Origin of the sequence: Ensifer sp. BR816 (assembly GCF_000378985.1) — a bacterium.
Taxonomy (GTDB): Bacteria; Pseudomonadota; Alphaproteobacteria; order Rhizobiales; family Rhizobiaceae; genus Sinorhizobium.
The window spans coordinates 1,226,625-1,251,578 of the sequence record NZ_KB905370.1 but is presented as its reverse complement, the minus strand read 5'-3'; the positions used below and the strand labels follow the sequence as shown (position 1 = coordinate 1,251,578).

Sequence of the window (24,954 nt, the reverse complement as noted above, 5' to 3'; positions counted from 1 at the left end):
TCACGGACGAATGTCGATACGCGAATATGGCGATCCTGGAGCGCCGGTAGAGGGTACTAGCGCAAAATTGCGTGCGCGTCATCTTTTGCGTCAGATAATTTCCGGCCCGCCTTGCCCGGCTTTCGCTCCGGTTCGCTCCGGGTCGGGCTCCGCCATGGTCGCGCGTTGCTTGCCAAGCCGCGGCAACAAGTCCATTGTTTTTGCAGCATTCACGCCCACGCCGCGGACGTTTTGGCCGCCGGGCGCCGATCGAGGTTCGTCCGCGATGAACTGCCATGAATGCGGTAGCGAGATAGAGAGCGGCTTCGCGTTTTGCCCGAAATGCGGCGCCAAGCAGAAGAGTTCGTGCCCCGATTGCGGCTATCTCTGTGCTCCGCATTTTGCCTTCTGCCCGCGCTGCGGCACCCGGCTCGGAGCGGTCGTGGGGGTCCAATCGGCGAGGAAGCAGCTCCCGACCCCGTCCGTGCCAACGCCGCCTGCAACATCTGCGGCCCAGGATATCGGCGCCGACCGGCGCACCGTCACGGTCGTGTTTGCAGATCTGTGCGGATTCACCGGCCTCAGCGAGCAGATCGATCCGGAAATTCTGCAGGCGCTGCAGAACGAGCTCTTCGAGGAACTGACGAGTGCGGTGGAATCATTCGGCGGCTTCGTCGACAAGTTCATCGGCGACGCGCTGCTTGCCCTCTTCGGTGCCCCCGTGGCGCATGAGGACGATCCGGAGAGGGCGCTTCGGGCCGCCCTGGAGATGATCAATCGCGCCGCGCAGGTGAGCGACCGCTGGCACCGGCGCATCGGACTGCCGCTCAGCCTCCATATCGGGGTCAACACCGGCCCGGTCGTCACCGGCGGTTTCGGGGCGGGCGACACGAAATCCTATTCGGTCACCGGCGATACGGTGAACACGGCGCAACGCCTGCAGACGATGGCCGGCCCGGATGAAATCCTGGCGGGGCCCGTGACCCACAAGCTCACGCGGCATGCCTTCGCCTATGAAACGCTCGGCGCCGTTGCCTTGCGCGGCAAGACCGGCAGCCTGCAGGTGCATCGCGTGAGCGGTGCGCTCGAGACGCCGCGCCCGGCAAGGGGCCTCGACACGCTCGGGCTCAGCGCGCCGCTCATCGGACGCGATACCGAAATCGCCCGCATGCGCGACTGCCTCGCGCTCGCCTGCGCCGGCACGGCGCAAGTGGTACGCCTTACCGGAGAAGCCGGCATCGGCAAGTCGCGCCTGGTAAGCGACTTCCTGGCCGCGATCGACGATGATCCGCGCTTTGCGCATGTGGTCGTCAGGCGTGCGGCCTGTTCTCCGCTGGGTGAGCCGTCCTACGGGACGCTTGCTACCGTGCTGCGCAGTGCCTATGGCATTTCGACCGGCGGCTCCGCCGAGGAGATGCAGGAGCGGCTGGCCACCGGCCTCACGGAGATCGGCTTTACCGCCGGCGAGGTCGGCGAACTGATGCCGCTCTTCTACCACATACTCGGGATGGGGGATCGAGAAGGCTTCCTGCAGCATGTCGCTCCCGAGCAGGTCCGGCGCCAGCTCTTCTCGGTCATCCGCACCATGTTCGAGCGGCGGCTCGAACGGGCGCCGCTGCTGCTCGTCATCGAGGATCTCCATTGGGCGGATGCCGCCTCGCTCGAGGCCTTGCGCTTCGTGCTCGATCGGCTGGATCACAGCCCGTTGATGGTGATCACGACGCAGCGACCGGATGCGGGGCCGGAACGGCTGATTCCGGCGCGCACCAGTGTCACGGCGCTTCGCCTCGGTCCGCTCTCGCCCGTCGATGGCCAGCGGCTCCTCGAAGGGCTGTTCGGCGAGAATTGCCTTCCCCGAAACCTTTCGGCGCAGATCCTCCGCCGGGCGGGTGGCAACCCGCTGTTCACCGAGGAAATCGTCCGCGGCCTGATCGAGCTGGACAGGCTGCGGCGCGACGGATCTCGCTGGCGCGTTGCCGAGGGTGAGGCGAGCGTCGACATTCCGGTTGGCATCGAGGCGATGCTGCTTGCGCGAATAGACCGGCTGCCGCAGGAGGTCCGGCGTCTCGTCCATAGCGCTGCGGTCATCGGCCCGCGCTTCGACGCCGAGCTTCTGGTCACGATTTTTCCCCAGGCAGCCGGGGTCGAACCGGGTCTGGAGCTGCTTTGCGACGCCGAAATCATCGAGGAAACGGCCCCGGGCGGGGCTCAGGGGGCGCAGACCTACCGCTTCGTGCAGTCGCTGTTGCATGAGGTGGTCTACAACAACCTTCTGGTCAAGCGACGGACGGAGCTTCATGTGGCGGTCGCCAGGGCGTTGGAGCGGCGCCATGGGGAAAATCCCGAGCGTTTCGAGGACCTGGCACTTCTGGGGCATCACTACAGCCAGTCGGACGACCGGGCCAAGGGTGCACGCTACCTGATGGCCGCAGGCGACCGCGCGCGCCAGCTCTGCGCCAACGAAGACGCGATCAGGTTCTATAGCCAGGCGATGGCCGCTCTTGCCGCGCTGGGCGAAGAGAGGCCGGAATGGTTCGCCGCCCGCGAGCGCATTGCCGATCTGCTGGTGCCTTCCGGCGAGCGCGCGCAAGCGGAGGAGCATTACCGGGCCCTGCTTGGCGCCCGTCCCGTCTCCGCAGACCCCATCGCCTCCGCCCGGGTTCTGCGCAAGCTCGGCCATGTTCTCTGGGAATCCGGCAGGCGAGAGCACGCACAGGCGAATTTCGTCGAGGCGGCTGCGCGGCTCGAACATGCGGAGGCACCGGTCGAAAGTGCGTCGCTGCTGCAGGAGCGCGCGCATCTTGCCTTCCGCATGGGCGACTATGTCGCGGCCTCCGAATGGGCGGGCGAGGCCTTGAGCCGGGTCGAGTCGCTCGCGGCCGACGCGAACGACGAACTGCGGCGCGAGGCGGCTCTGGTGACGGCCGAGGCGCTGAACACCAAGGGCGTGGCGCTCGCCCGGGGCGGCAATACGCGAGAGGCGATCGGCGCGGTTGAAAGGAGCGTCGCGGTCGCGGAAGGCGCGGCGCTGATGCATGCGGCCTGCCGCGGCTATACCAATCTTGCGGTGCTCTACACAATCGTCGATCCGAAGCTTGCCATCGAAGTCTGCCGGCGAGGCCTCGATATGGCTCGCCGCATCGGCGACCTCGGCTTTCAGGCGCGGCTGCTTGCCAATCTGGCGGTCGCCTATTGCACCTTCACCGACCGTTGTGCGGCTGAAGGCGTGCCGGCGGCGCAACGGGCGATCGAGATCGACCGGGCGCTGGACCAACGCGACCATCTGCCGGTATCGCTGCTCGTGCTCGGGCAGATATACCAGTGCCACGGCAGGCCGGGCGACGCCCGCGCCCTCTACGGCGAAGCGCTCGACCTTGCCGCCGAAACCGGCGAAGCGCAGGTGCTGTTTCCATGCTATGATGGTCTGGCGACGCTGTGCCTCGACGAAGGCGATCTTGCGGGGGCCGAGCGCCATTTCGGTTCGGCGCGAGACATCTGTGAAAGTCACGATCTCGACCCCGAAGCTCTGGTGGTACTGCCGTTCCTCGACTGAACCGCCCTTCCGCGAGCCCCGCGAGGTGAGGAGAAACAGCCATGGAAGACTTTCGTAGTTCCGGTCCGCTGCAGCCGGGTGATCGCGCGCCGAACGTCGTGCTCGATGCGATCACGCAGGAGGGCAAGATTGCCATTGACGATTTTCGGGGGCACAAGCCTGTTCTGGTGGGCCTGTTCAGGGGGTTGCAATGCCCGTTCTGCCGCCGGCAGATCGCCACGCTGGCGCAACTCAAGGCCGCTCTCAACGAAAAGGGCGTCGAGACCCTGACGGTGATCAACACACCGATCGAGCGGGCGCGGCTCTATTTCCGCTACCACCCCTTGCCGAATTTGCTTGCCGCATCGGATCCCGATAGGCTTTCGCATCGGGCGTTCGGCCTGCCGAATCTCGAATTCACCGAAGACGAGGACGACTGGCCGCGCAAGTTGGGGATGCGGACCGTCATGTCGATGCGCGTCGACTTGCCCGGCGAATTGCCGGAGCCGATGGACCCGGTCGCCGCTGGGGATTATCTCCAGAAGGCCGATGGCTACGAGATGACGGACGACGACAAAAGGATGGAGGCGGCCGCCATGGCGCAACTCGTCGGCGAGTTTCTGCTCGACCGCGACGGTATCGTGCGGTGGGCCTTCACTGAGGCTTCCGGCGAAGGTCGCAACATGTTCCGCAACCCGAGCCCGGACGAGGTGATGTCGGCGGCGTCGCAGGTTGTTCATTGAGAAGCTGGCGGTAGGGAGCCTTCCGCGTTCGCGTTGTCCGAAGGCTCCCGACAAGCATCTTCGGGACTGTGTCGGGCAACAAAAAAGGCCGGGACAAATCCGACCTTCCTCATCACCTTCCGCCACTGCCAGTCCATCCGTGGTCAATGGCGAGGTGGGTCCCTCCTAGCCGCCGATCATGACAACCGCATGACGCGCAATCAAAAAGATGATCGTTCGCGTCGACCGGGGAGCCCGGGAACCGATCCGACTATGTCGAATGCAAGTGTGAACGTTAGAGCTTTCTAAAGAATTCATCGACAAGCTGTCGATATGCGCGGCTTGCTACTCTTCATTGTTGCGTTAACTGGCCTCTGGGCGATCGACCGGATCGCCTGCGAGGGTCGATACGGCCGCGCGGCCTGGCGCGAAGCCAAGGAGCAAGCCAATTCCGTTCGCTATCGGGTGGAATATTGGGTCGATGACATCGTCAGGCTCTAAAGCATTTTGCGGTGAGCTGGAATCACCGGCCGTCGCACAATGCGGCAAAAAGAACAGACAGAGCGGCGGCGGCGCGAACCTTTGGGAGCGCATCCCGATCTACTGCATGCGTCCAGAGTGCTGCAGCGTCCTTAGTGCGTCTGAAAATGTCTGAAAAGACGCACGGCGCTGTAGGCCCTTGATCAACGGCATAATTGGCCGGAACAAGAATGGGCCGGGTTCCCCCGGCCGCCTTTCCCGCCATCTTCAACCTTTGCCGGTGCTCGATGGCGAAGTGCATCCTTCACCGCCGTTGGTCGAGGCATGACGATCTATCTGCCGCTGTGACCTATTGCTTGGGCATGACGCCCTTGCTCACCAGCCACGCCTCGAAGGTACCGGGACACCCATCATTAGTCCATTTCTCGCGGTACGACAAACCAGGGGTTTTGCGCTTAACGGCGATGCTGCCGTCATCGATGCTCTCGGTTACACCTAGTGCTTGTTTCTTTCGGGGATACTTCTTCTTCACCTTCATCAGTCTCACTGCGTGCTTCCCCCGCGGTACACCTAAGAGCCCGAGGGTCGCACAAGGAACGTTTCAGTCAAGGATTACCAGAAATATCAATGGGATAATGATATATGGGCTAAGACCTCTGGCCCATCTTTTGTTGGACTAAGGTCCGAACGAGAGCTCCGGACAAACTCACTCGGCCCCAGGCTGGGTGCGGCTGAGGGTTCGTTTCTCGAATGCTCGTCATAATTGTTTTTCGATGGATTACCTACCCAAATGTGTAACTAGACAGGTCCCATATCGCGAAGCATTTTTACGCCGGAGGGTGGACCATGTCGAGTATGCAGGAACTCGCAAAACAGAATCCCGGCCTTATCTCGGGGTGGCGTCTTTCCGTCACGCTGCAGCCCGGCACATCTCTAAAATGGCTTCTAAGGCACGGGGAAGTCAGGGAGGGTGCCTGCTACCCCGGCGAAGAAATCCCCACAAGCTCCGCAGTGTGGATGCCGGTCGTGAAGACATGGGCAGAACTCGGTATTCGGCGGCAAGAGTCCGCGCCGACGATGTCGTCCGCCGTCGGGCAAATACCTATGAATGGAGGCGACCTTCTACCTTTCCTTATCAAGTACCGATCGATTGTCGAACTCGTACCCGTCTCCCAACAGGGTCGTCAGATAAGGCGGCTGAAAACGGAGTATCCGGAATTTTCTCACCTGGTCGAACAGGCGACCAGACCCGCTGGAGGAAAACCGAAGAGGTTTTCGGGAATCTACAAAAGACACCTGCGGAGGCTGGGGAAGCGCTGAACCGGAGGGCGGTCGTCCGATCGGCCGTTGGAAGGCGTCACGGATGCTTCACACGGTCAACCGCGGACAGGTAGGTGCTCGCCAATGTGCTCCTCCACCGGGCGCAGTCGCGGCAAAACAACGGAAGGCGCTCGGGCAGCCTCCGCAAGGTTCAGTGACCCCAAGGAGCACTACGTAAAAAGGCCTCCCGATTTCCCGAAAGGCCTTTCAAATCAGAAACTTGGATGGTGGGCGTGACAAGGATCGAACTTGTGACCCCTACGATGTCAACACGGTAGCCGCGCCAGAAACGCGGGCTTTCTTGTCGTCGAAGATCGTAAAATCCAACACCTGTTCCGGTTCTGATCCCGCGTTTCTTGGGTATAACTTGGGCGAGCAAGAGGGCACGGTGAAGGTCGCCGCGATGTGGTTGGCTGCTCAAGGGGCCGACATAAAGGGGCCGATCATTCCCCTTCTGCGTACCCGATTTGGCTTCACGATCCTTGAGGCGATCGAAGCTTCCAAGCTAGCTCATCAGTTGAAATATGGAAGGTAACCGCCTGTGGCGCTGCCTTCCGTTAACGACATCCTCTTTGCGTATAAGGCGCTGCATGCCGCGCCTGGACTTTCGGCAGCCGATCGTCGCGTCGGCTTTGCGATCATAGACCATTTCAACAAGAGGACCGGTCAATGCGATCCCAGCATCGGGCGCCTGGCTACGCTGCTTGACATCGACGAGAAGACGGTGCGTCGCGCCACGAATGAGCTTTGCGCGCGAGGTCTGTTCAGGAAAGTCAGTCACGGCGGGAAATCGGGTCGCTCGAGCTATGAGCCATTATGGCCGTCGTTTCGCGCCATCATCGACCAATGGGAAAGGGCGATGCGCTCCGGAAACGAGCCGGAAGACGACGGCGGAGACCGGACAAAAATGTCCGCAGATACCGGGCAAAAATGTCCGGTTACCCCGGGCAAAAATGTCCGACAAACCCATAGAAGGAACCCATTGAAAGAACCCATAGCGCCGTTCGGAGCAAGTGGAGACGCGGATCCGGCTAGCTCGACGGACCCGGAAAAGCGGCTGCGAAAGAGCGAGCCTGAAGGCCGCAATGGGCTCTTGAGAGGGTGTGTGCAGCAACCATCTTCATCTCAATCAGAACGACCTGCGGTTGTGCTTTCTCCGTCTCACAGGGAAGCGGCCAGGGAGCGAGCATTGCAGCGGTGGGATGCCGATTTGCGCTCGCTCGGCTGGCATGCCCACAGCGAGGCGATTGAACACATGACCGACGTCCTGATCGAAGCCGCGACCGTCGCGGAGATGCGCCGCCGAGGTGGCGGACTGCGCGTGCTGATGGAGCGGCTGGGTCATCGCTTGCTGCTCAATGCGGCCGCCGTCGGCCGGAAGAACTGAGGGTGGGGGGGGGAGGGTAAGTCGATGAAGGCCGTTTTTCCTAGACCCGCGCCCCTCACATTCAGACTTTTTTTTTTCTGAGCGGTGCGTTTTTGGAGCCTGCTGGCCGGCAAGAGCGGAAAGCCAATGACAAATAATGAAAACAAAAACAAAGAGTTGCGACTGTCACCCCTACTATATGCTGGGCAAACCGACCTGTTTTCCGATCATTTTTTAACCGCCGATCCGGTTCCGTCAGTTCCCGCCGAAAATCCCCTCTCGCCGGCGGTTGTCGCCGCTTGCGCTGAGTGCGGCGCGACCTTCGAGGCAACTCGGCGCGCGGGCAGACCGTTCAAGTTTTGCTGCGATCCGTGCCGCCTGGCGCACCGATCTGCGCAGAGCCGAGAATGGAACCGCGCTGCTCGCGTCGAGCCGCCTGTGGCTGTGGTGGGCTGCCAGCGCTGCGGTCGTGCGCTGCCCGATCGCTCCGTCGCCGCCGGCCGGATGCGGCTGTTCTGCTCGAAGAGCTGCAGCCAGGCGACGTGGCGCCGGAGGGGCAAGGCCGAGGGCGCCGAAGGGCCTAAGGACCTCTTCGACGGCAAAGGAGGGTGGGCATGACCACTGCTCTCAATCGGCTCGACCATGAGATCTCAGAAACGCGACGGCATCTGGCGGCTCTCCTCGAGCTGCGCGACGAGCTGGCAGCTCCCACGCGGTACGAGCCGCAGATCGGGGCAGCTGGTTTGCTGCGGCAGGCCTGTATCGATCTCGCCATCCCCATAGGCGTCGACGATACCGTCTCTGAAGCGGATGCGGCGCGTTTGCTGGGGCGTTCCAAGCTGACACTGAGAAATCGCCGACTGACCGACAATCCGATCCCTTTCGTCAGGTCCGGAAGCCGCGTCATGTATCGCCTAAGTGACCTGGCGCGAATCGTAGACGAATAAGCGCCAGCCTTTCTGTCAAGTTCGTTTCGGTACGTTTTATGTCGATTTCTGGCGTTTTTTTCCGCTCCAAACGTACCGAAACGAACTACCGGGCGCCTCCGTTGTCGACCACCATCAAGGAACAAACGACAGGAGGTGAAGATGTCGGGTGCATTGTCCGCCGCTCCGCGCGGCATGAGCTTCGTCCGTCTGGCGATCGCAAAGTCGATCGGCGAAAGTCCGTCCGGGGCCGCAATGGTCGCCGCCAACAGGTGGGGCGAAACCAGCGCGCCGGCGCGGATCCTGCGCGCGGCCGTCGGCGCCGCCACTTCGGCCGGCCTGGGGGAAGGATTCGAGGACGCGGCGACGGAATTCTTCGACCAGGTCGCACAGATGTCGATCGTTGGCCGCATGGCCGGGCTTCGACAGGTTCCGCTGCTGACGCCGATTCTTAGCATCGTCTCCGGCGCAACGGGATTTTGGGTGGGAGAGGGCCAGGCAAAGCCGCTGTCGAAGATGATTTTCGCACGCGACAGCCTGCATCCCCTGAAATGCATCGCCCTCACTGTCGTCACGGAAGAGCTGCTGAAGAGTGCCGACCCAGCCGCCGAGTTGGCGATCAGGCGCGACATGCTGCGCGCCGCGGCCGCCGCGATCGACACGAGCTTTGTCGATCCCGGCAATGCCGGCGTCGACGGCGTGGAACCCGCATCTATCACGAATAGCGTTGTCGCTCAGACGGCCGGTTCCGATGCCACAGCCGATCTCAAATCGATGATCGCCAATTTCTCCGGCGATCTGGAAACGGCTTACTTCGTCATGCGGCCTGACGTGGCAGTTTCCCTCGCCGGCGCCGATCGACCGAACATCGGCGCGCGCGGCGGCGAAATCTACGGCATTCCGGCGATCACCAGCCGCTCGGCTCCCGAAGACACGATCATACTCGCCGACGCGGGCGGAATTGCTGTCGGCGAGGGCAGCGCAGCCATCAGGATGAGCCGGCAGCCGGCCATCGAAATGCTCGACAGCGCACTGCAGCAGGATGGAACGACGGGGGCTGGCGCCGCTGTCGTGTCGCTTTGGCAAGCCAACGCAATGGGCATCCTCGCGGAAAGGACGATGAACTGGAGCGTTGAGAGATCCGGCAGCGTTTCGGTGCTCGACGGCGTCGATTACGCACCTTTCGCCACCTGATCAGCGAGACGAACGTTCTTCAACCTGGCACGCGACAGAGATAGAGGCGAGAGGTGAAGCATGAGACTTCCGGCAATCCTTAGCGGGCTGATCAAGCGCCGCCAGCCGTCGGCAATCGAAACGAAGGCACTCTCGAGCATTACCGAAAACCGTGGGGGCTGGTTCCGGCTGTTCGAGAGCTTCCCTGGCGCATGGCAGACGAACGTCGTCGTAGATCGCAACCTGGTGCTCTCCTATCACGCGGTCTATGCCTGCATGACGCTGATCGCCTCCGACATCTCGAAGCTGCGCGTCAAGCTGATGCGCCGTGAGGAGAACGGAATTTGGGCCGAGTTCAAGAACGCCGCCTATGATCCGGTGTTGCGGCGCCCTAACCCGATCCAGAACCGGGTTCAGTTCTGGGAAGGCTGGATGCTTTCGAAGCTCATTCGCGGCAACACCTACGTGCTCAAAGGCCGCGACAGCCGCGGCGTCGTAAACAGGCTCTACGTGCTCGATCCGACGCGGGTGACGCCGATGATCGCGGACGACGGCAGCGTCTTCTACGAGCTCTCGGCCGACAACGTCGCGGGGCTGACGCAAGACGTCATCGTCCCGGCACGCGAGATCATCCACGACCGGATGAACTGCATGTTCCATCCGCTGGTCGGCGTCTCGCCGATCTTCGCCGCCGGCGTCGCAGCGACGCAGGGCCTTCGGATCCAGAACAATTCGGCCTGGTTCTTCGGCAACCGCTCGCAGCCGGGCGGCGTGCTGACGGCGCCAGGGGCGATCAGCAACGAGACGGCGGCGCGGCTCAAGGAAAACTGGGACAACAGTTTTACCGGCGAGAACTCCGGCAAGGTTGCGGTGCTCGGCGACGGGCTCAAATATGAGCAGATGATGCTGACGGCGGAGGAGTCGCAGCTCATCGAGCAGCTGAAATGGACGTCCGAGGTCGTCTGCTCAGTCTTCCATGTGCCGCCCTACAAGGCGGGCGTCGGCGTCATGCCGAGCAACAGCAACATTCAATCGCTGAACATAGAATACTATTCGCAGTGCCTTCAGTCCCTGATCGAGGCCGCCGAGATCTGCCTCGATGAAGGTCTCGAGATGGGGCCAGACATCGGTACAGAGTTCGACGTCGATAACCTCCTACGCATGGACACTGTGACCATGGTCACTGCGGAGAAGGAAGCTGTCGGCGCCGGGATCAAGTCGCCGAACGAGGCTCGCCGGCGCTTCGATCTCCCGCCTGTCGATGGAGGCGATACGCCTTATCTGCAGCAACAGAACTTTAGTCTCGCCGCACTTGCCAAACGCGATTCCCAGCCCGATCCGTTCAACGTCGCGCCCACGCAGCAGGAAGCCGCGCCTCCGCCGGCAGAACCGGAGGGGGGCGCCACCAAGCATGCATTGCCGAAACCCCGATATCGCATTCCCTGCGATCGAAAGGTTTTCGCTGCCGAGGAAACCACGGCAAGCGGCGATCTGATCAAGGCGCTTCTTTCCAACACGATCAGCTACGAGCAGTTCAAGGCGTCCTGGTCCGGTCTCCAGACATCGAGAGCTGAATTCGAAATGGGTGCGGCATGAACGTCGACCGTGTGCGATTGATCGAGCAGGAGTGCATCCTCTTCGAGAGGGTGCTGAAAGCGTCGAACGCAGTGTTTTTCAAGCATGTCGGCCGCCCGCCAAATCAAGAGGAATGGCGGGCGATCTTCGACGCAGTGCTGAAACATTTCAGGGTTCGGTGGCGCCGCGCGTCCTTTCGTGTCGTGAAAAGTGATCAAGCCGGTGACCTGCCCGTCATGCCGGTTTGATCATCGCGGCGGCCGGACCTCCGCGCCGGGACCTCGTTCGGTCGCCGCACCCCGGGAAACCAATCAGGGAAATGACGCATGCCCGAAGGCCGCCCGCCGACAAATCCGATCATTGACGCCGCAGTCGATCGCCTGATTGCTGCCATGCAGGCTCTCGGGGTCCGCGACGACGATATCGTCGGCTCGTTGCTCGGTCGCGCGTCGTTCCTCGCGGCAAGCACCATCGGGCGCAGCGAACTGGCGCGCATCCTTGATCTCTATGCACGGCTCCTTCGAGCCGACGATCATTCAACGGAGCAATGAAGATGGCGACCGATCTGGAAAGACTGCATGTCCAACTCTCCGCCGACATCCGCAAATTCGAAAAGGAAATGGCAAAGGCGCGCGCTGTCTCCAGCCGTGAGTTTAACGCCATCGAAAAGCGGGGTAAGCAGCTCAATCGCAATCTCGACGTGATCGGCAAGAATGCGGCGCGGTCGCTGGTGGCGCCGCTCGGCGGCGTCGTCGCGGCGCTCAGCGTGCGTGAGGTCATCCAGTATGCCGATGCCTGGACGAAGGCCGGCAACGCGCTGAAGGTCGCCGGCGTGCCGGCCGAGCGGATGACCGGCACGCTCGACCGACTGTTCAACATCGCGCAAGGGGCGGGCGCCGATCTCGGCGCGACCGTCACGCTGTTCTCGCGGCTCTCGCAGTCGGCCAAGGAACTCGGCGCCGACCAGGAGCAGCTGTTCAAGTTCACCGAAGGCGTCGGCGACGCGCTGAAGGTTGCGGGCACCGATGCCCAGTCGGCAAGTGGCGCGCTGCTGCAGCTGTCTCAGGCGCTCGGCGGCGCGGTGGTCAGGGCGGAGGAGTTCAATTCCATCAATGAAGGCGCGCGGCCGATCCTGCAGGCGGTCGCCGAAGGCATGGAGGAGGCCGGCGGCTCAGTCTCGAAGCTGCGCCAGCTCGTGATCGACGGCAGCGTCACCAGCAAGGAATTCTTCGCAGCCTTCCTGCGCGGCTCGGCCGGACTGAAGGCGCAGGCCTCGCAGGCGGCGACGACCTTCGACCAGGCGTTCACGAAGATCCAGAACGCCTTTACGCGCTATATCGGCCAGACCGATGAAGGCCTCGGCGCCTCGCAGCGGCTGATCAAGGGCCTCGAGGCGCTGGCCGACAATTTCGAGGGGACGGCTGACGCGGCTGTTGCCTTCGCGAGTATTCTTGCCGCGGGTCTTCTCGGACGCTCGATCGCCGGCATGATCGTGAAACTCGGCGAAGCCGGACTTGCTTTCGGAAAGTTCGTTCGGGAACTGCGTGCGGCTCAGGTTGCGGCGCGTGGCGGGCTGCTGCTTGGTGGGCTCAGTGCTGCCGCGGGACCGCTCGGCGCGGCGATCGGCGTGGCGGCGACCGCGGCTCTGTATTTCGCGACAAGCGCCGATGACGCGGGCAATTCGGCCGAGACGGCGGCGCAAAAGGCCGATCGCTATGCCGAAGCGCTTAAGCGGGTCAAGGGTGCAGCCGATGGCGCTGGGGAGGCCGCCGCCAAGAGCGGCAACAGGTTTGTCGAAACCGAAACATTCCGCCTTTCACAGCAGGTAAAGGGCGATATCGACGAATACAAGAAAACGGCCGCCGAGGTCCGGGAAGCTGCGCAAAGCGCGCTCGATCGCCTGAATGACGTTCGCGGCGAGTTTGGGGATGATCCTGAGTTCCAGGCACAGGTCAGAGCGCTCGAAACCCTCCGGGATTCGCTCGACGGTACAGCCGGCGGCGGTGCGAAGGCGCAAGAGGCGCTGAACAAGCTCGCCACGAGCGATCCCGGGTTTACGAACCTCGCAAACAAGCTGAACCCTCTGCTCGACAAGCTTATCGCCATCGGTGAGGAAGTGCGGGCAACGACATCGGACCTTCAATCGCTTGGCGGAGCACAGGCAGGAGATCCACGCGCGGCCGGCTTCCGCCAACTGTCCGAGCGCGACGTCGAGGATCGCAAGCGTCAGGATTTCCTGCGTGAGCGGCAGACCGAAGCGAGCCGGACGGAATTCCAGCGCGAACTGGATACGCGCACCGACCAGATTCTGAAGGCCGCAGAAGAGGCGGGCGTCGCGCTGTCGGAGGCAGCGGCGCGCATCCAGGCGGAAACGGAACTGGCAGCGGAGAAGGGCGTCAAGACGTTCGAGGGCGCGATCGGCGGCTTCGTTGATCGCGTCGTCGGTGCCGAGAGCGGCGGCGACACTGATGCCCGCAACCCGCGATCCTCTGCAACCGGTCTCGGTCAGTTCATCGAATCCACCTGGCTACGGCTGTTCCGCGAGCACTTCCCTGATCGCGCTGCGAACATGTCGCGCGAGACGATCCTGGCGCTGCGCACCGATGCCGACACGTCGAGGACGCTGATTGAGGCCTATGCGCGCGAGAATGCCGCTCTGCTTCAAAGGGCGGGGGTCTCCGTCAATGAAGCGGCGCTGCAACTCGCGCACTTCCTTGGTCCGCAGGGCGCGATCAACGTCTTGAAGGCAGCACCCGGCACGCCGGTTTCGGAGGTGCTGTCTGCCGGTGCCATCAAGGCCAATCCGGAGATACTAGGAGGCGGCGCCACCGTCGATGATGTGCGCGGGTATGCCGAGCATCGCGCCGGCCTCAATACCGTGCTGGCTCGCGAGAACGAAATCCGGGCGGAGCAGCGCGACCTGATCCGTGAGACCATGGCGGCGCTCTCCGAGGAAACGGCCGGCATCAGCGCAGAGACGCAGATGCTCGGCGCCTCCAATGCCGAGCGCGAACGCGAGCGGGTGATCCGTGAGACGCTGAACGAACTGCAGCGTCAGGGCGTCACCATCACCGACGAGATCCGCGCCGCAGTCGAGGCGGAAGCGAATGCCCGCTATGGCGCCGTCGCCGCCTACGACACGGCGACGGAAGCGGCCGAGCGTCTGCGCCAGAAGCAGGAAGAGCTTGCCGCCGTTAACGACGACATCGGCTATGCCTTCCAGAGTTCGATCAAGGGGCTGATTTCCGACCTGGTGCAGGGCAAAAGCGCCACGGAGGCGCTTTACAACGCGGTCAGCCGTCTCGCCGACCGGCTTCTCGACATCGCCCTCGACCAGATTTTCGCCGGCATTTTCACCGGTGGCGCCGCTGGTGGTGGCTTGCTCGGCGGTCTGCTGGGCTTCTCCTCGGGCGGCTACACCGGCAACATCGCCAAGAACAAGCCTGCCGGCGTCGTGCACGGGCGCGAGTTCGTCGTGAATGCCGAGGCGACGAAAAAGAACCGCGCTCTCCTCGAGGCAATCAACGCCGGCATGAGCGGCTATGCGCAGGGCGGCTATGTGATGCCGCGGATCGGCGGTGGCTCCGCGCCTCCGGTATCCGCGGCGGTGGCTCCGAGCGTCGACGCGCGCACGCAGATCGTCAACACCTTCGACGCGCAGTCCTTCCTGTCGCAGGCGATGTCGACGCAGGCCGGCGTCAAGACCATTCTCAATGCGGTCCGGGCGCAACCCGGCGCATTCAAGGCGGCGCTGAACGGATGAGCGCTCTTCTTGCCTTCGCGGAAAAATCAGCGGTGCACGTGATCTCCGATGCCGCATCGACCGAAGATGACGGCACATTGGGGTTCGTCGGTACGAAGGTCTTCGCGTTGGAGGATCTGCCGGCGGTTCTCGTTGTGCTGGGGCAACAGCCCCTTTCGCGGCTCTTCCTGGAATGGATGTCTGGTCGCGCCATGCATCGCGGCTTTGACGACCTTGCGACATCGCTGGCGCAGCACTTCGCCACGTTCGAAAGCGACGTATTGGCGCCGATCGCCGAGGCCGATTGCGACTATCTCGCGGTCGTGGCGGGATGGTCAGAAGCCGCCTTGGCCCCGCAGATCCGCTATCTCGCCGGGTCGGGACACCGCATGCCGAGCGGCATGCTGCACGACGCCAACGGCTTCCTTGTGCTAGGGCCGCGCGTTCCGATGCCGGCAGAGCTCGGAGGGTTTCTGGCGAAGGCGCGTTCGGGCGCCGATCGCCCGGCCTTCAGCGCGGAAGCTCACGCGCAGCCATATTTCGAGGCAATGCGCCACCATCGTCAGGGCGCCGGCTTCAGCACTGTCGGCGGCTTCCTCGAGGAGGTTGTCGTCGATCGAACCGCAGTGTCCAGGCGTGTGGTGAAGACCTGGCCCGATCGGATTGGAGAGAGAATCGATGTTTGACCAGCGCAACAGGCTAACCGAGGACAGTCAGATCCTTTCCTGGGGTGCTGCCGACGTCACGCCTGAGGACGGCCAGACGACGAAAATCACCGTGATGGATGCCGACCGCAACATTCTCGCGGTGCATTCCGGCATTACGGGCACGAGCTACGAAGTGCCGCTGTCGTCATTCTTCGACGGCGGCAGCCCGTCACAGCTGGTCGAGAGCGCGATCGTGCGCGTGACGTCCGAGCGCGACGGGCTCGAAAGCCTGCAGGGGCACGAGATCACCATCGTGCTTGCGGCGCTGACGATCTCCGGCACTCCCGTCCTGACCGCGACGGAGGGTTCGTCCTATGCCGGCTTCACGGTTTCCGCATCCTATGGCACGCCGCCCTATAGCTATTCGCTTGTTGGCGACTGGCCAGCGGGGATCTCCGTAGATTCATCCACTGGCGCCGTTTCCGGGACGCCGACGGAGGTTGGCAGCTTCACCGGCCTGTCGGTGCGGGTGACGGATGCTGTGAGCGATACCGACGACCTGCCGAGCTTCACGCTCGAGGTGGCCGACGGCTCGACCTATTATGCAGAGCTGACGATCGCGGCCGGCGAGGTCTCGTCGGATCTCACGGATTTCCCCGTGTATGTCGACCTCTCCGACATGCCGGCCGGTTTCTGGTCGCATGTGAAGGAAGACGGCGGCGATATTCGGGTGAAGACGACCGGCGGCGCCCTCATTCCGTTCGACCTCGTCTGGTTCAACCATGCGGCTTCCGATGGTCTGCTCTACTTCAAGCGGACGGTAGCGACCGCGACGGATACGGTCGTTCGAATTCACTATGGCGACAGCAACCTTAATCTGCTCCCAGCGGTCGATACGAATGGTCGCAACGCAGTCTGGTCCGATTATGATGTCGTGATTATCCCAGGCGTGGACATCTTCAACCGCACCGGCAAAAGCCAGGCGCGCGCGTGGGGCTATCCGCAAACCTTCGAACTTTTGTCTTCGGTAACGGTCACGGGCCATGAAGGCGTTATCCCGCTCCCAAATGGCGAGTTTGTTGTGCTCGGGTCGAATGCGCTGCGACGGTATAACGCCGCCCTTGACACCGTGCTGGCAAGCAATCTTGACCCTGCCGGCGACACAGGAACCGCAGCAACGGATGTCGGCGGCGGGTGCGTTGGCGGCGACGGTCGGCTTTACATTTCCGTGGGGTCGCCCTCGCAGATCGCGGTTTTTGATGCGTCAACCCTCGCCTTCATCGAGACTTTCGATACGTCAGGGGTAGCGAGCCCGGTCGGCGGGCCCGGCGCCTACTGCCCGGTCGATGGCTACCTTTATGGTGCGCCTTATGTGTTCTCGCCGGGAACCGATCAGCTATATAAATTCGACCCCGCAACCGGCGCGCACGTCGGCACGATCACGATGTCCGAGCCGCTTCAGAAAGTGCAAGGGGCTGTTTGGTACGGCAACGCTCTGTTCCTGGCGGACGACAATTTCGACCGTCATACCCGCGTCGAGCTGGACGGAACGGTCACTGTAGGTGGATTGTTCGGCAACAGCGGCACTATTCTCGAAGATGGCGGGCCAGCTGGCGGATTTTTCTACACGCTGCGCAATGTGAGCGGAGAGAATTCCATCGTTGAAAAATGGAAGCCGTACGACGGCGCCCTTGGTGGCGGCGCGTGCAGTTTCACATCCGATGCACGGCTCACCGCGCCGATAAGCGCCCCCGGAACGGTCTGGTCTCTCGGCGTGTCCCTCTCGCGCAATGACGGAACGACCCGCGTTGCCGTGGCGTTGGCGACTGCGAGCGCTTCTGTTGGCAACGTTGCCTATATTGCGAGCGGTGGCGCGCGTGTCCGAGCGTTCTTTGATGCAAGCAACAGTTCGCTGGAGTTTGCCTCGACGAAAAACCCAGCAGTCGGCACGATGGCCCGCGTCAATGTCGTCTATGACGGGACGACAGAGCGCCGGGGCTACTACAATGGCGGCGACAAGGTGACGGACTCCACGATCACGGCGGTCGGCTCAACCGTTCAATATCTTGTCTATGGGTCGGACCGCTACGATACGCAGTCGTTCTCATGGCGGGGCAAGGTCGGCTTTGCCTATCTGCGCATGAGCGCGCTCTCGGACGCCTGGATTGCGGCGGAGTATTCGAACCTCAACGCGCCGTCGAGCTTCTACGCGATCGGGGCGGAGCAGGAGACCTAAGGCACGGCTCAACCCCGCTTCGGCGGGGGTTTTTCATTTTCATTGGGCCATCTGCTCGGCGTAGCCATCGGCGGCCGGCTTCGGCATGAACATGTAGATCAGGGCGTCGCAGCCGAGACCGCAGCGCTGATGGTCAGCCGGATGCGTCCAGCGATGGCAGCTCTGGCCGATCGTGTCGATGAAATCGCGGATTGGCATTTCGGCGCCATGCGCCTCGATCAGCCGCGCAACGTCGTAGCGGCCGCGGCGTCCGCAATGCGAGCAGTTCAGGTGCATATGCGACAGGGTGAAATCGGCGAGTGTCTTCAGTTTTTCCGGCATGCGCGATCCTCCTCGGTCGAGGGTTTGATGGTCCCGCATGCCATGGATTTGGCGCCCGCCAGCGCCATGGGGCTGATATGATTGGCGGTCGCCCATAAGTCAATGGGGCCGGTTCTTTGCGCTAGTCTCAATGGGTTAATCGACAAATCCCCCGGATCTGTCACAATGACGACAGCCATATTATTGGCCTTTAACTCTGAGCCCGTGGCCCCCCGTTTCCCTCCATTAACCTTCGCTACGGGCTCTTTCCTTCGGCAAGAGCACGAATGGCCAAAGCCTCGTCGAAGCAGCCCCCAGACACGCCGCAGGATCCAATGCCGCCGCGCGTCGACCCATGCGTCGCGATGCTTGTCGATCGGCCGCCGAGGGGGCCGGAATGGGCCTTCGAGGTCAAATGGGACGGATACCGGCTGGCCGTCCATGTCGAGCCCGGGCGGATCCGCATCATCACGCGCGGCGGCTATGACTGGACCGATCGCTTTCCGTCGATCGCCGCCGAGGCGTCGCAGCTCGGCGTGACGACGGCCATCCTCGACGGCGAGGCGGTCGTGCTCGATGACAAGGGCCGATCCGACTTCGGCATGCTGCAGCGGGCGCTTGGCCGCCGGCCGGCCGCGCATGAGCCCGGCGAGATCGTGCTCTTCGCCTTCGATATTCTCTATCTCGACGGCCAGGATCTGCGCCGGCTGCCTCTCAGCGAACGCCGGCGGCTGCTCGAGCCGATCGTCGCCGGCGGCGACGGCGCCATCCGGCTTTCGGAGGAAGTCGATGCGGACGGCGACGAGCTGCTGCGCGTCGCCTGCGCGCATGGTCTCGAAGGCATCATCGCCAAGCACCGCGACCGTCCCTATCGTTCGGGGCGCCATCCCTGGTGGCTGAAGATCAAGTGCAAGCGACGCGACCGTTTCGCGATCGTCGGCTTCGAACCGTCGACCGCGCCTGGCGGGATCGGCCGGCTATTACTGGCGGCAAGAAGGGGCGGCGGCCTCGTCTATGTCGGCGGAGTCGGTACCGGCTGGTCGCAGGACCTTTCGCGGGAATTGCGCAAGCTCCTCGAGGAGATTGCGACCGAGGCGCCGGCGGTCGATCTGAAGCGCAAGGGCGCCGTCTTCACCGAGCCGTTGCTCGTCGCCGAGATCGAATATTTCGCATGGACGAACGAGGGGAGGCTGCGGCACCCGTCCTTCAAGGGGATACGTGAGCGTGCCGATGAATTGGCGATCTATGAGTTGAGATAGCAGGACGTTCATTGCGCGGCGATCGGGGGCCGTCACATGTGTGCGCCCTAATCGGGGTTTTAGATAGCGCATTACTAGTTGGCCAGATGCTCTCTCCAGGCCTTGAACGCTTCGGACGTCGCGATAATGTCGTTTGCAAACTCCCGCGCGCGATTCAGAGCATTTCCGATCAGCTCATCGCACGCATCTAAAACCTCCGGGTCGGTTTTCCCTACCTTTAGCGACATCACGGCAGTTTCCAGGCTGCTGCGAGCCTCCGACAATAGGGAAGGGCTTGCACTGCCGACCTCGTCTGCGAACTGGTCGAAAACGCTTACCATCGCCTTGCCCTGTACGTTCATTACGATAGCGCTTGCGAAGTCGACGCGGGCTTGTGTCAGGGGGGACTGTCTCAAAATGAACTCTGTGCTCGCGACCGAGGCGAGCAGATCATGCGCATGGCTGCGAGCGCGATTAACGACCGAATCCGTGCGAAGCAGTGTTACGTCGAGAGCCTGTTGATGATGCTTCCGACCGTCGCTTATCTGCCGGCTCAACACGGCCAAGGTGATGAAGGCGGCCACTCCGGCAAACCAGCCGCTGAGGGCCGAGACCCACTCGCGAAAGCAATTCTCCTGGCCCGATCCGCAGAACGGTTCCCTTCCAAAGAGGGTGAGCAGCACGAGTGTGACAACCACGACAAAAGGGATCAGCCAAACGAACCGATCCCACGCTTCCCTAAGTCCCATAAGCTTCCCCCAAACGTTCCGCCTTGGAACGTTTTACCCGTTCCCGTCCGAAACGGGTTTTGGCGCAATTATTCTCGCCGGTAGTCGCGCCGGCTCACTTGCGCCTTGCTGCGGCTATCTGATCGGCCAATTCGGCTGCAATGGCCCTCATTTCCGGCGACAAGGTCGCACCATCCAAGAAAGACTCGAGCAGCGCATTGATCTCGTCGGTCATTGAGCGGCCGTTTTTCTTCGCGGATTCGGCGATGCGGACTTTCATCTCTGGTGAGAGGGTCAGGTCGACATAGGACGTTTTCGTCATGGTGGCGCTCCTGGATGCGATATAAAATCGCTCGCGCTCGCGCTCCAGGCGTTCGAGCAGCGGCAGTGCAATTTGGTCCTCTACGATCGACCAGCTCCTGGCAAATCCGGAGCATTTTCTCGATCCGCTCAAGAGTGATCGGCTTCATCGACATAGGGCGTTTTCATCGCGCGCTCCCCGAGGACGACGAACCGCTCGCACTCATTCCTTTACGGTGCGGTCAAATAGTGCGTCGTAAGCATCCTTGGCCGATGGCACGGTCAATACCACACGCTGACCTCCAATGCGTCGGAGCTGCGTGAACTTCGCTATCGCCTTCGAACTTAATGGAAGTGTCTTCGCGTTTCTCGCTATTTCGCCGCGCTCCTGCAGTATCCGCATCTCCTCAGGAGTTAACTGAATGAGCAGCTCGGCCCAATCCTCCAGCTTTCGTCGGAGCAGGTAGTTCTCATCCAGAAACTTGCCGGTCATAAGCTCGGGTGGCTCGAACGACTGCTGCAGTCGATGAATGATCTCAGCATTCATGGATCTGCCTTCCGCGTTGGCCCATTCCTTCAACTGTTCTCTCATCCCTGGCGGGAGACGGAGCATGAATTTGTCGGCGAGGTCTGAGGGCGGCGGCGCTTTTTTCTTGTTCATAGCGCGAACCATAGTAGCGATTCGACATGTTTTCTATGCTGTCGAGTTGACATCATCCATTTTAGATGCCCATAGTCAAAAGGTGTCGAGTCGACATATCGGAGGGTGAAGAAATGGAAATGGTCTCAATCCAGCTGCGCATCCCTCTGGACCTCAAACGCTTTATTGAGGCAGAGGCGCGCCGCAACCTGAGTTCGCAGAATTCCGAGATCGTGCGCAGCGTTCGGGAGAGAAAAGACAAAGTCGATAGCAGAAACGAAAAAGGCGAAGCAACGGCCTGAGAAACCCGCTTCGCCCTTTGGTGCATCAAAGAAAGGTATTTTCGATGCGGGGTTATATTAGCGTAAGCGTAGAGACAAAGCAAACACCTGATATTTCATGCTGTTCTATTCTGAGTGACGCCGGGTCAGCAAATTTGCTGACCCTAATCGCCACCTACCGGCGCGAACTCGCATTCTTTGACTGCCATGCTCCGGAAGACGATGACGAGCGCGATCTCCTGGCGAAGAATACATTCAAGCGTCCGCTCCGCACACTTGAGCGCTGGGGCAAACCGGCGACCTCGATGGCGGAGGCGATCGAGGCGCTGAGGCTTGCGGACAGGGCGATGCACGACGGTGAGGATCGTATGGCCGCTTCGATGGTGACGGCGGCGCTCGGGTTTTTTGAGCTGAAGGGGTGAAGCCATGCAGGCAGCACGCGATATCGACGCTTCAACAATAAGCCTTGACGATCCCCTTCGGCTGGCTGTCGCCGCTGCGCTCGCCTTTCCCGATGGATCGATGACGGAAAGTGGCCTGGCGCGCGAGTTTCACAGAGGAAGGCTTACCTGCGAGCGGATCAACGGCAAGCTCTACACCACGCTCGCCAACATCACTCAGATGAGGGTGCTATGCCAAGAAAATCGAAAGGAGCCAGGCTCCATCTCAGAAAGGCAAGATCCGGCCGGCCGGCCGCCTGGGTCATCCTCGACGGAGCAACCGAGCGCAGCACTGGCTGCGGCGAAGATGATCGTGGAGGGGCTGAAAAAGCCCTCGAGCGCTACCTCGCGGAAAAGCACCGGCCGGACTGGCGGCAGGGTGATCCCGCTGAAGTAAAGGTCGCCGACGTGATTGCCTTCTATTGCGAGCAGCGCGCGCCTGAATTGGCGCATCCGGAACTGGTCGCGTGGCATATGACGCATCTGTTGGCGTTCTTCGGCGATAGGACATGCGATGTGATCGATGGCACTTCATGTCGTGCCTACCGAAAATCGCGCGAAACCGGGAAGATCGGCCGAAGAGCAGTGACCGCCGGCACAGCGCGTCGCGAGCTGGAGACGCTCCAGGCGGCGCTCAGTTTTGCGTACAAAGAAAAGAAGCTCATCTATCCTGTTCCGGTCACACTGCCTCCGAAGGCGCCGTCGCGCCAGCGATGGCTGACGCGCTCAGAGGCTGCGCGACTGCTCGCCGGGGCGCTCGGCATCGTGCCCGTCGCATTGGATGTCGAGACGCGCGAGCCGGCGAAGTGGGGCCGCATGTTCAAGCCCGTCTATCACGTCGCTCGGTTCATCCTTATTGGTCTCTACACCGGCACACGACACGAGGCCATCTTGGGCCTGCGCTGGGGTGTGAATTCCGATGGGGGTTGGTTCGATCTCGATCGTGGCATCCTCTATCGGCGGGGTGAGGGTCAGGCTGAAACGAACAAGCGGCGGACGCCTGCGCCTATTCCTGAGAACTTGATTCCGCACGTTCAGCGCTGGCGCAGGATCACCGTCAAAGGTCCCGTCGAGTTCGCCGGTCGGCTGATCAAGAAAGAGCGCCGGGGATGGGATCGAGCCCGCGTGCTTGCCGATCTCGGTGACGATGTCACGCCGCACGTCATGAAGCACACATGCATCACCTGGATGCTTCAACGCGAAGTGCCTGTTTGGGAAGTCGCGGGCTTCACGGGCACGTCAGAGAAAATCATCGATAAGGTCTATGGCCACCATTCTCCGCACCATTTGCAGGCGGCAAAACAGCGGTTTCATGGGCGAAACTTGGGCAACCAATAAAACGAAAGGAAGCGGCTATGACGAGGATTGCCGCAACACCTTGTGAAACAAGGGATCGGAATGGTGGGCGTGACAAGGATCGAACTTGTGACCCCTACGATGTCAACGTAGTGCTCTCCCGCTGAGCTACACGCCCATCCGATGCGGCGCATAGACCATAAAACCGGCGTGCGCGTCAATAGGCTTTTCGAAGGTTTTTTGACAGAAATTTTGCTAGCGCCCGCGGGGCGGGATTGTGTGGGCGCGCGTTTTGCCCCTAGCCCGCCGCGGGCGCATCGGGCAGGCTAAATATTTGAAATAGCAGAGGCGGCTGCCGGATGAACGGGCGGCATGACGAACGGGGTTGCGAGACCTGGCGGGGCGAATCACAAGCGGAAGCTGGTCAAGCAGATCGGCTTGGCCAGCCGTTTGACAGACAGGGAAACCGCTTGGGCAGCCTCAGGCGGCCAGCATCTTGTTGACCTCGTTGACGAGGTCGCGAAGGTGGAAGGGCTTTGAGAGGACCTTGGCGTCCTTCGGGGCCTTCGAGTCCGGATTGAGCGCGACGGCAGCAAAGCCGGTGATGAACATCACCTTCAGGTCCGGATCGAGCTCGGTCGCCCGGCGGGCAAGCTCGATGCCGTCCATCTCGGGCATGACGATGTCGGTCAGCAGCAGCGAAAAGGGCTCTTCGCGAAGCCGGTCGTAGGCGCTGGCGCCGTTGTCGTAGGACAGGACCTTGTAGCCCGCCTTTTCCAACGCCTTCACGAGGAAGCGGCGCATGTCGTTATCGTCTTCGGCAAGGAGGATTTTCGCAGTCATGAATTCGGCCGTGGCTACTTCTTTTCAATGCTTGTGGGATGCGGCAGCCTAGCAAACCGCAACAGCGTAAATATCCGGTGAACGGGCGGGGTCAACCCCCGAAACCGGCGGGAGGCCACTATGGACACAGCGGCGGCCAACTGGCAACATGATCAAAACAGCAAGATCCGCATATGGTAAAAAGGGTTCCGATGGGGGAAGTGGCCGAGTGGGACGTGTTCGAGGTCTTGGAGCCCGCCAGCCAGCGGATCCCCTTCGTGTTCAATTCCCCGCATAGCGGCCGGTATTATCCCCAATCTTTCCTCGATCAGTCGCGTCTTGATTCGCATTCGATCCGCCGCTCCGAGGATCACTTCGTCGACGAACTCTTCCAAAGTGCGACGCTTCTCGGAGCGCCGCTGCTGAGAGCCCATTTCCCGCGCGCCTTTCTCGACGTTAACCGCGAACCCTACGAGCTCGATCCGCGCATGTTCGAAGGGGCCTTGCCGGCCCATGCCAATATCAGCTCGATGCGGGTTGCCGGCGGGCTCGGGACGGTGCCGCGGCTGGTGGCCGAGAACATGGAGATCTATCGCAGCCGCGTTCCCGTCGAGGAGGCGCTGGCGCGGATCGAGGTGATCTACAAACCCTACCATGCGACGTTGCGCAAGCTGATCGCCCGCACCCATGTCCAGTTCGGCATGGCGGTGCTCATCGACTGCCATTCGATGCCCGGAAACGTGCACCTGGCGGGAAGTAGCCAGCGCCCGGACTTCATCATCGGTGACCGTTATGGAACCAGCGCCGCCGCGGAACTATCACGCGTCGCGGTGGAGCTCCTGGAGCAACTCGGCTATGCGGTGACGCGCAACAAGCCCTATGCCGGCGGGTTCATCACCGAGCATTACGGCCGGCCGACGCGCGGGCTGCATGCGCTGCAGATCGAGATCAACCGCAGCCTCTACATCGACGAGGCGAGCTTGGTCAAAAAGCCGGGTTTTGCCGCTTTGGCAACCGATCTTGCCACCTTTGTCGCAGAGTTGGCGTGCCATGTAGAGGACTACGGTGCCTATCTGCCGCTTGCGGCGGAGTAGCAGGAAAACCCTCTTTGCGCCTAAAAAGAACCGCGCCAGCGGCGCGGTCAAGTCTAGGGAGGAAACACCCAAGGAGGGTATTTGCAGCCACGCGTGACTGCATGAGAAGATTAATAT

The 24,954-nt window shown here is 62.0% G+C and carries 27 protein-coding genes and 1 tRNA gene; 20 read left to right on the top strand and 8 right to left on the bottom strand.

The genetic code is table 11. The features are described 5' to 3' along the window. Nucleotides 1–90: 90 nt before the first annotated feature. Nucleotides 91–333 (bottom strand): hypothetical protein, encoded by a 243-nt coding sequence (locus tag RHIBR816_RS37890; protein ID WP_018235638.1) that lies wholly within the window; start codon nucleotides 331–333, stop codon nucleotides 91–93. On the opposite strand from RHIBR816_RS37890, the gene RHIBR816_RS0106040 reads away from it, so the two are divergent. From RHIBR816_RS0106040 to RHIBR816_RS35645, 3 genes are all read left to right on the top strand, one after another. Next, entirely contained in the window at nucleotides 266–3,532 is a 3,267-nt protein-coding gene (locus RHIBR816_RS0106040; RefSeq protein WP_026186693.1) for an AAA family ATPase, read from the top strand. The two genes, RHIBR816_RS37890 and RHIBR816_RS0106040, sit on opposite strands and share 68 nt — an antisense overlap. 41 nt (nucleotides 3,533–3,573) lie before the next feature. Next, nucleotides 3,574–4,254, top strand: a complete 681-nt coding sequence (locus RHIBR816_RS0106035) for a peroxiredoxin-like family protein (RefSeq protein ID WP_018235636.1) — start codon at nucleotides 3,574–3,576, stop codon at nucleotides 4,252–4,254. A 312-nt stretch (nucleotides 4,255–4,566) separates the two neighbouring features. Continuing rightward, the gene (locus RHIBR816_RS35645; RefSeq protein ID WP_018235635.1) at nucleotides 4,567–4,734 is read left to right on the top strand and encodes a hypothetical protein; all 168 of its coding nucleotides are present in this window, start codon (nucleotides 4,567–4,569) and stop codon (nucleotides 4,732–4,734) included. A gap of 328 nt (nucleotides 4,735–5,062) precedes the next feature. Here the strand turns inward: RHIBR816_RS35645 and RHIBR816_RS0106025 are convergent, their stop codons facing one another. Beyond that, complete coding sequence (locus RHIBR816_RS0106025; protein ID WP_018235634.1) at nucleotides 5,063–5,251, bottom strand: hypothetical protein; 189 nt, start codon at nucleotides 5,249–5,251, stop codon at nucleotides 5,063–5,065. A gap of 308 nt (nucleotides 5,252–5,559) precedes the next feature. On the opposite strand from RHIBR816_RS0106025, the gene RHIBR816_RS0106020 reads away from it, so the two are divergent. From RHIBR816_RS0106020 to RHIBR816_RS0105970, 12 genes are all read left to right on the top strand, one after another. Then, nucleotides 5,560–6,033 carry a hypothetical protein gene (locus RHIBR816_RS0106020; RefSeq protein WP_018235633.1) on the top strand — a complete coding sequence of 158 codons (474 nt, stop codon included), beginning with the start codon at nucleotides 5,560–5,562 and terminating at the stop codon, nucleotides 6,031–6,033. 301 nt (nucleotides 6,034–6,334) lie between these two features. Then, nucleotides 6,335–6,568 carry a hypothetical protein gene (locus tag RHIBR816_RS0106015; RefSeq protein WP_157628144.1) on the top strand — a complete coding sequence of 78 codons (234 nt, stop codon included), beginning with the start codon at nucleotides 6,335–6,337 and terminating at the stop codon, nucleotides 6,566–6,568. Nucleotides 6,569–6,574: 6 nt separating this feature from the next. Then, a complete protein-coding gene (locus RHIBR816_RS37420) occupies nucleotides 6,575–7,420 on the top strand; it encodes a helix-turn-helix domain-containing protein (RefSeq protein WP_157628143.1) in 846 nt (281 codons plus the stop codon). A gap of 126 nt (nucleotides 7,421–7,546) precedes the next feature. Further along, on the top strand, nucleotides 7,547–8,017 hold the full coding sequence (locus RHIBR816_RS37415; protein ID WP_157628142.1) for a hypothetical protein: 471 nt from the start codon (nucleotides 7,547–7,549) through the stop codon (nucleotides 8,015–8,017). Beyond that, entirely contained in the window at nucleotides 8,014–8,346 is a 333-nt protein-coding gene (locus RHIBR816_RS0106005; RefSeq protein ID WP_018235630.1) for a hypothetical protein, read from the top strand. The genes RHIBR816_RS37415 and RHIBR816_RS0106005 overlap by 4 nt, the downstream gene beginning before the upstream one ends. A gap of 141 nt (nucleotides 8,347–8,487) precedes the next feature. Then, nucleotides 8,488–9,519, top strand: coding sequence for a phage major capsid protein (locus RHIBR816_RS0106000; RefSeq protein WP_018235629.1), 1,032 nt, complete (start codon nucleotides 8,488–8,490; stop codon nucleotides 9,517–9,519). A 60-nt stretch (nucleotides 9,520–9,579) separates the two neighbouring features. Further along, the gene (locus tag RHIBR816_RS0105995) at nucleotides 9,580–11,094 is read left to right on the top strand and encodes a phage portal protein (protein WP_018235628.1); all 1,515 of its coding nucleotides are present in this window, start codon (nucleotides 9,580–9,582) and stop codon (nucleotides 11,092–11,094) included. Next, nucleotides 11,091–11,321 carry a hypothetical protein gene (locus RHIBR816_RS0105990; RefSeq protein WP_018235627.1) on the top strand — a complete coding sequence of 77 codons (231 nt, stop codon included), beginning with the start codon at nucleotides 11,091–11,093 and terminating at the stop codon, nucleotides 11,319–11,321. Before RHIBR816_RS0105995 ends, RHIBR816_RS0105990 begins: the two co-directional genes overlap by 4 nt. Nucleotides 11,322–11,399: 78 nt before the next feature. Further along, nucleotides 11,400–11,624: a hypothetical protein gene (locus tag RHIBR816_RS0105985; protein WP_018235626.1), complete on the top strand. Its 225-nt coding sequence runs from the start codon at nucleotides 11,400–11,402 to the stop codon at nucleotides 11,622–11,624. Nucleotides 11,625–11,626: 2 nt separating this feature from the next. Beyond that, a complete protein-coding gene (locus RHIBR816_RS0105980) occupies nucleotides 11,627–14,836 on the top strand; it encodes a tape measure protein (RefSeq protein WP_034815005.1) in 3,210 nt (1,069 codons plus the stop codon). Next, nucleotides 14,833–15,501 (top strand): hypothetical protein, encoded by a 669-nt coding sequence (locus tag RHIBR816_RS0105975; RefSeq protein ID WP_018235624.1) that lies wholly within the window; start codon nucleotides 14,833–14,835, stop codon nucleotides 15,499–15,501. The genes RHIBR816_RS0105980 and RHIBR816_RS0105975 overlap by 4 nt, the downstream gene beginning before the upstream one ends. Further along, complete coding sequence (locus RHIBR816_RS0105970) at nucleotides 15,494–17,698, top strand: Ig domain-containing protein (protein ID WP_018235623.1); 2,205 nt, start codon at nucleotides 15,494–15,496, stop codon at nucleotides 17,696–17,698. The genes RHIBR816_RS0105975 and RHIBR816_RS0105970 overlap by 8 nt, the downstream gene beginning before the upstream one ends. Before the next feature lie 39 nt (nucleotides 17,699–17,737). Here the strand turns inward: RHIBR816_RS0105970 and RHIBR816_RS0105965 are convergent, their stop codons facing one another. Further along, nucleotides 17,738–18,019: a hypothetical protein gene (locus RHIBR816_RS0105965; RefSeq protein WP_018235622.1), complete on the bottom strand. Its 282-nt coding sequence runs from the start codon at nucleotides 18,017–18,019 to the stop codon at nucleotides 17,738–17,740. A 266-nt stretch (nucleotides 18,020–18,285) separates the two neighbouring features. Between RHIBR816_RS0105965 and ligD the strand changes: the two genes are divergently transcribed. Next, entirely contained in the window at nucleotides 18,286–19,257 is a 972-nt protein-coding gene (gene ligD / locus RHIBR816_RS0105960) for a non-homologous end-joining DNA ligase (protein WP_018235621.1), read from the top strand. Between the two features lie 74 nt (nucleotides 19,258–19,331). On the opposite strand, the gene RHIBR816_RS0105955 is transcribed toward ligD, so the two are convergent. From RHIBR816_RS0105955 to RHIBR816_RS38950, 3 genes are all read right to left on the bottom strand, one after another. Further along, nucleotides 19,332–19,985: a hypothetical protein gene (locus tag RHIBR816_RS0105955; RefSeq protein WP_018235620.1), complete on the bottom strand. Its 654-nt coding sequence runs from the start codon at nucleotides 19,983–19,985 to the stop codon at nucleotides 19,332–19,334. A 94-nt stretch (nucleotides 19,986–20,079) separates the two neighbouring features. Continuing rightward, nucleotides 20,080–20,286 carry an Arc family DNA-binding protein gene (locus tag RHIBR816_RS37410; RefSeq protein WP_157628141.1) on the bottom strand — a complete coding sequence of 69 codons (207 nt, stop codon included), beginning with the start codon at nucleotides 20,284–20,286 and terminating at the stop codon, nucleotides 20,080–20,082. Between the two features lie 201 nt (nucleotides 20,287–20,487). Beyond that, a complete protein-coding gene (locus RHIBR816_RS38950) occupies nucleotides 20,488–20,925 on the bottom strand; it encodes an Arc family DNA-binding protein (RefSeq protein ID WP_084811233.1) in 438 nt (145 codons plus the stop codon). A 113-nt stretch (nucleotides 20,926–21,038) separates the two neighbouring features. On the opposite strand from RHIBR816_RS38950, the gene RHIBR816_RS37035 reads away from it, so the two are divergent. From RHIBR816_RS37035 to RHIBR816_RS33730, 3 genes are all read left to right on the top strand, one after another. After that, complete coding sequence (locus tag RHIBR816_RS37035; RefSeq protein ID WP_018235617.1) at nucleotides 21,039–21,206, top strand: hypothetical protein; 168 nt, start codon at nucleotides 21,039–21,041, stop codon at nucleotides 21,204–21,206. 134 nt (nucleotides 21,207–21,340) lie between these two features. Beyond that, the gene (locus tag RHIBR816_RS0105935) at nucleotides 21,341–21,607 is read left to right on the top strand and encodes a hypothetical protein (protein ID WP_018235616.1); all 267 of its coding nucleotides are present in this window, start codon (nucleotides 21,341–21,343) and stop codon (nucleotides 21,605–21,607) included. Nucleotides 21,608–21,817: 210 nt separating this feature from the next. After that, entirely contained in the window at nucleotides 21,818–22,963 is a 1,146-nt protein-coding gene (locus RHIBR816_RS33730; protein ID WP_018235615.1) for a site-specific integrase, read from the top strand. Between the two features lie 61 nt (nucleotides 22,964–23,024). On the opposite strand, the gene RHIBR816_RS0105920 is transcribed toward RHIBR816_RS33730, so the two are convergent. After that, nucleotides 23,025–23,099, bottom strand: a tRNA-Val gene (locus tag RHIBR816_RS0105920). A 302-nt stretch (nucleotides 23,100–23,401) separates the two neighbouring features. Next, on the bottom strand, nucleotides 23,402–23,764 hold the full coding sequence (cpdR1, locus tag RHIBR816_RS0105915; RefSeq protein WP_003531148.1) for a response regulator CpdR1: 363 nt from the start codon (nucleotides 23,762–23,764) through the stop codon (nucleotides 23,402–23,404). Between the two features lie 191 nt (nucleotides 23,765–23,955). On the opposite strand from cpdR1, the gene RHIBR816_RS0105910 reads away from it, so the two are divergent. After that, the gene (locus RHIBR816_RS0105910) at nucleotides 23,956–24,837 is read left to right on the top strand and encodes an N-formylglutamate amidohydrolase (RefSeq protein ID WP_018235614.1); all 882 of its coding nucleotides are present in this window, start codon (nucleotides 23,956–23,958) and stop codon (nucleotides 24,835–24,837) included. Nucleotides 24,838–24,954 lie beyond the last annotated feature (117 nt).

Bases quoted from the DNA above. Each gene is read 5' to 3' on its own strand.
- RHIBR816_RS0105970 (WP_018235623.1), top strand. From the start codon at position 15,494: ATGTTTGACCAGCGCAACAGGCTAACCGAGGACAGTCAGATCCTTTCC.
- RHIBR816_RS33730 (WP_018235615.1), top strand. From the start codon at position 21,818: ATGCCAAGAAAATCGAAAGGAGCCAGGCTCCATCTCAGAAAGGCAAGA.
- RHIBR816_RS0105965 (WP_018235622.1), bottom strand. From the start codon at position 18,019: ATGCCGGAAAAACTGAAGACACTCGCCGATTTCACCCTGTCGCATATG.
- RHIBR816_RS0106035 (WP_018235636.1), top strand. From the start codon at position 3,574: ATGGAAGACTTTCGTAGTTCCGGTCCGCTGCAGCCGGGTGATCGCGCG.
- RHIBR816_RS0105910 (WP_018235614.1), top strand. From the start codon at position 23,956: ATGGGGGAAGTGGCCGAGTGGGACGTGTTCGAGGTCTTGGAGCCCGCC.
- RHIBR816_RS0105995 (WP_018235628.1), top strand. From the start codon at position 9,580: ATGAGACTTCCGGCAATCCTTAGCGGGCTGATCAAGCGCCGCCAGCCG.
- RHIBR816_RS0106000 (WP_018235629.1), top strand. From the start codon at position 8,488: ATGTCGGGTGCATTGTCCGCCGCTCCGCGCGGCATGAGCTTCGTCCGT.
- RHIBR816_RS35645 (WP_018235635.1), top strand. From the start codon at position 4,567: ATGCGCGGCTTGCTACTCTTCATTGTTGCGTTAACTGGCCTCTGGGCG.
- RHIBR816_RS0106040 (WP_026186693.1), top strand. From the start codon at position 266: ATGAACTGCCATGAATGCGGTAGCGAGATAGAGAGCGGCTTCGCGTTT.
- RHIBR816_RS0105985 (WP_018235626.1), top strand. From the start codon at position 11,400: ATGCCCGAAGGCCGCCCGCCGACAAATCCGATCATTGACGCCGCAGTC.
- RHIBR816_RS38950 (WP_084811233.1), bottom strand. From the start codon at position 20,925: ATGAACAAGAAAAAAGCGCCGCCGCCCTCAGACCTCGCCGACAAATTC.
- RHIBR816_RS0106005 (WP_018235630.1), top strand. From the start codon at position 8,014: ATGACCACTGCTCTCAATCGGCTCGACCATGAGATCTCAGAAACGCGA.
- RHIBR816_RS37035 (WP_018235617.1), top strand. From the start codon at position 21,039: ATGGAAATGGTCTCAATCCAGCTGCGCATCCCTCTGGACCTCAAACGC.
- RHIBR816_RS37410 (WP_157628141.1), bottom strand. From the start codon at position 20,286: ATGACGAAAACGTCCTATGTCGACCTGACCCTCTCACCAGAGATGAAA.
- RHIBR816_RS0105990 (WP_018235627.1), top strand. From the start codon at position 11,091: ATGAACGTCGACCGTGTGCGATTGATCGAGCAGGAGTGCATCCTCTTC.
- RHIBR816_RS0105980 (WP_034815005.1), top strand. From the start codon at position 11,627: ATGGCGACCGATCTGGAAAGACTGCATGTCCAACTCTCCGCCGACATC.
- RHIBR816_RS0106020 (WP_018235633.1), top strand. From the start codon at position 5,560: ATGTCGAGTATGCAGGAACTCGCAAAACAGAATCCCGGCCTTATCTCG.
- RHIBR816_RS0105975 (WP_018235624.1), top strand. From the start codon at position 14,833: ATGAGCGCTCTTCTTGCCTTCGCGGAAAAATCAGCGGTGCACGTGATC.
- ligD (WP_018235621.1), top strand. From the start codon at position 18,286: ATGGCCAAAGCCTCGTCGAAGCAGCCCCCAGACACGCCGCAGGATCCA.
- RHIBR816_RS0106025 (WP_018235634.1), bottom strand. From the start codon at position 5,251: ATGAAGGTGAAGAAGAAGTATCCCCGAAAGAAACAAGCACTAGGTGTA.
- RHIBR816_RS0105955 (WP_018235620.1), bottom strand. From the start codon at position 19,985: ATGGGACTTAGGGAAGCGTGGGATCGGTTCGTTTGGCTGATCCCTTTT.
- cpdR1 (WP_003531148.1), bottom strand. From the start codon at position 23,764: ATGACTGCGAAAATCCTCCTTGCCGAAGACGATAACGACATGCGCCGC.
- RHIBR816_RS37415 (WP_157628142.1), top strand. From the start codon at position 7,547: ATGACAAATAATGAAAACAAAAACAAAGAGTTGCGACTGTCACCCCTA.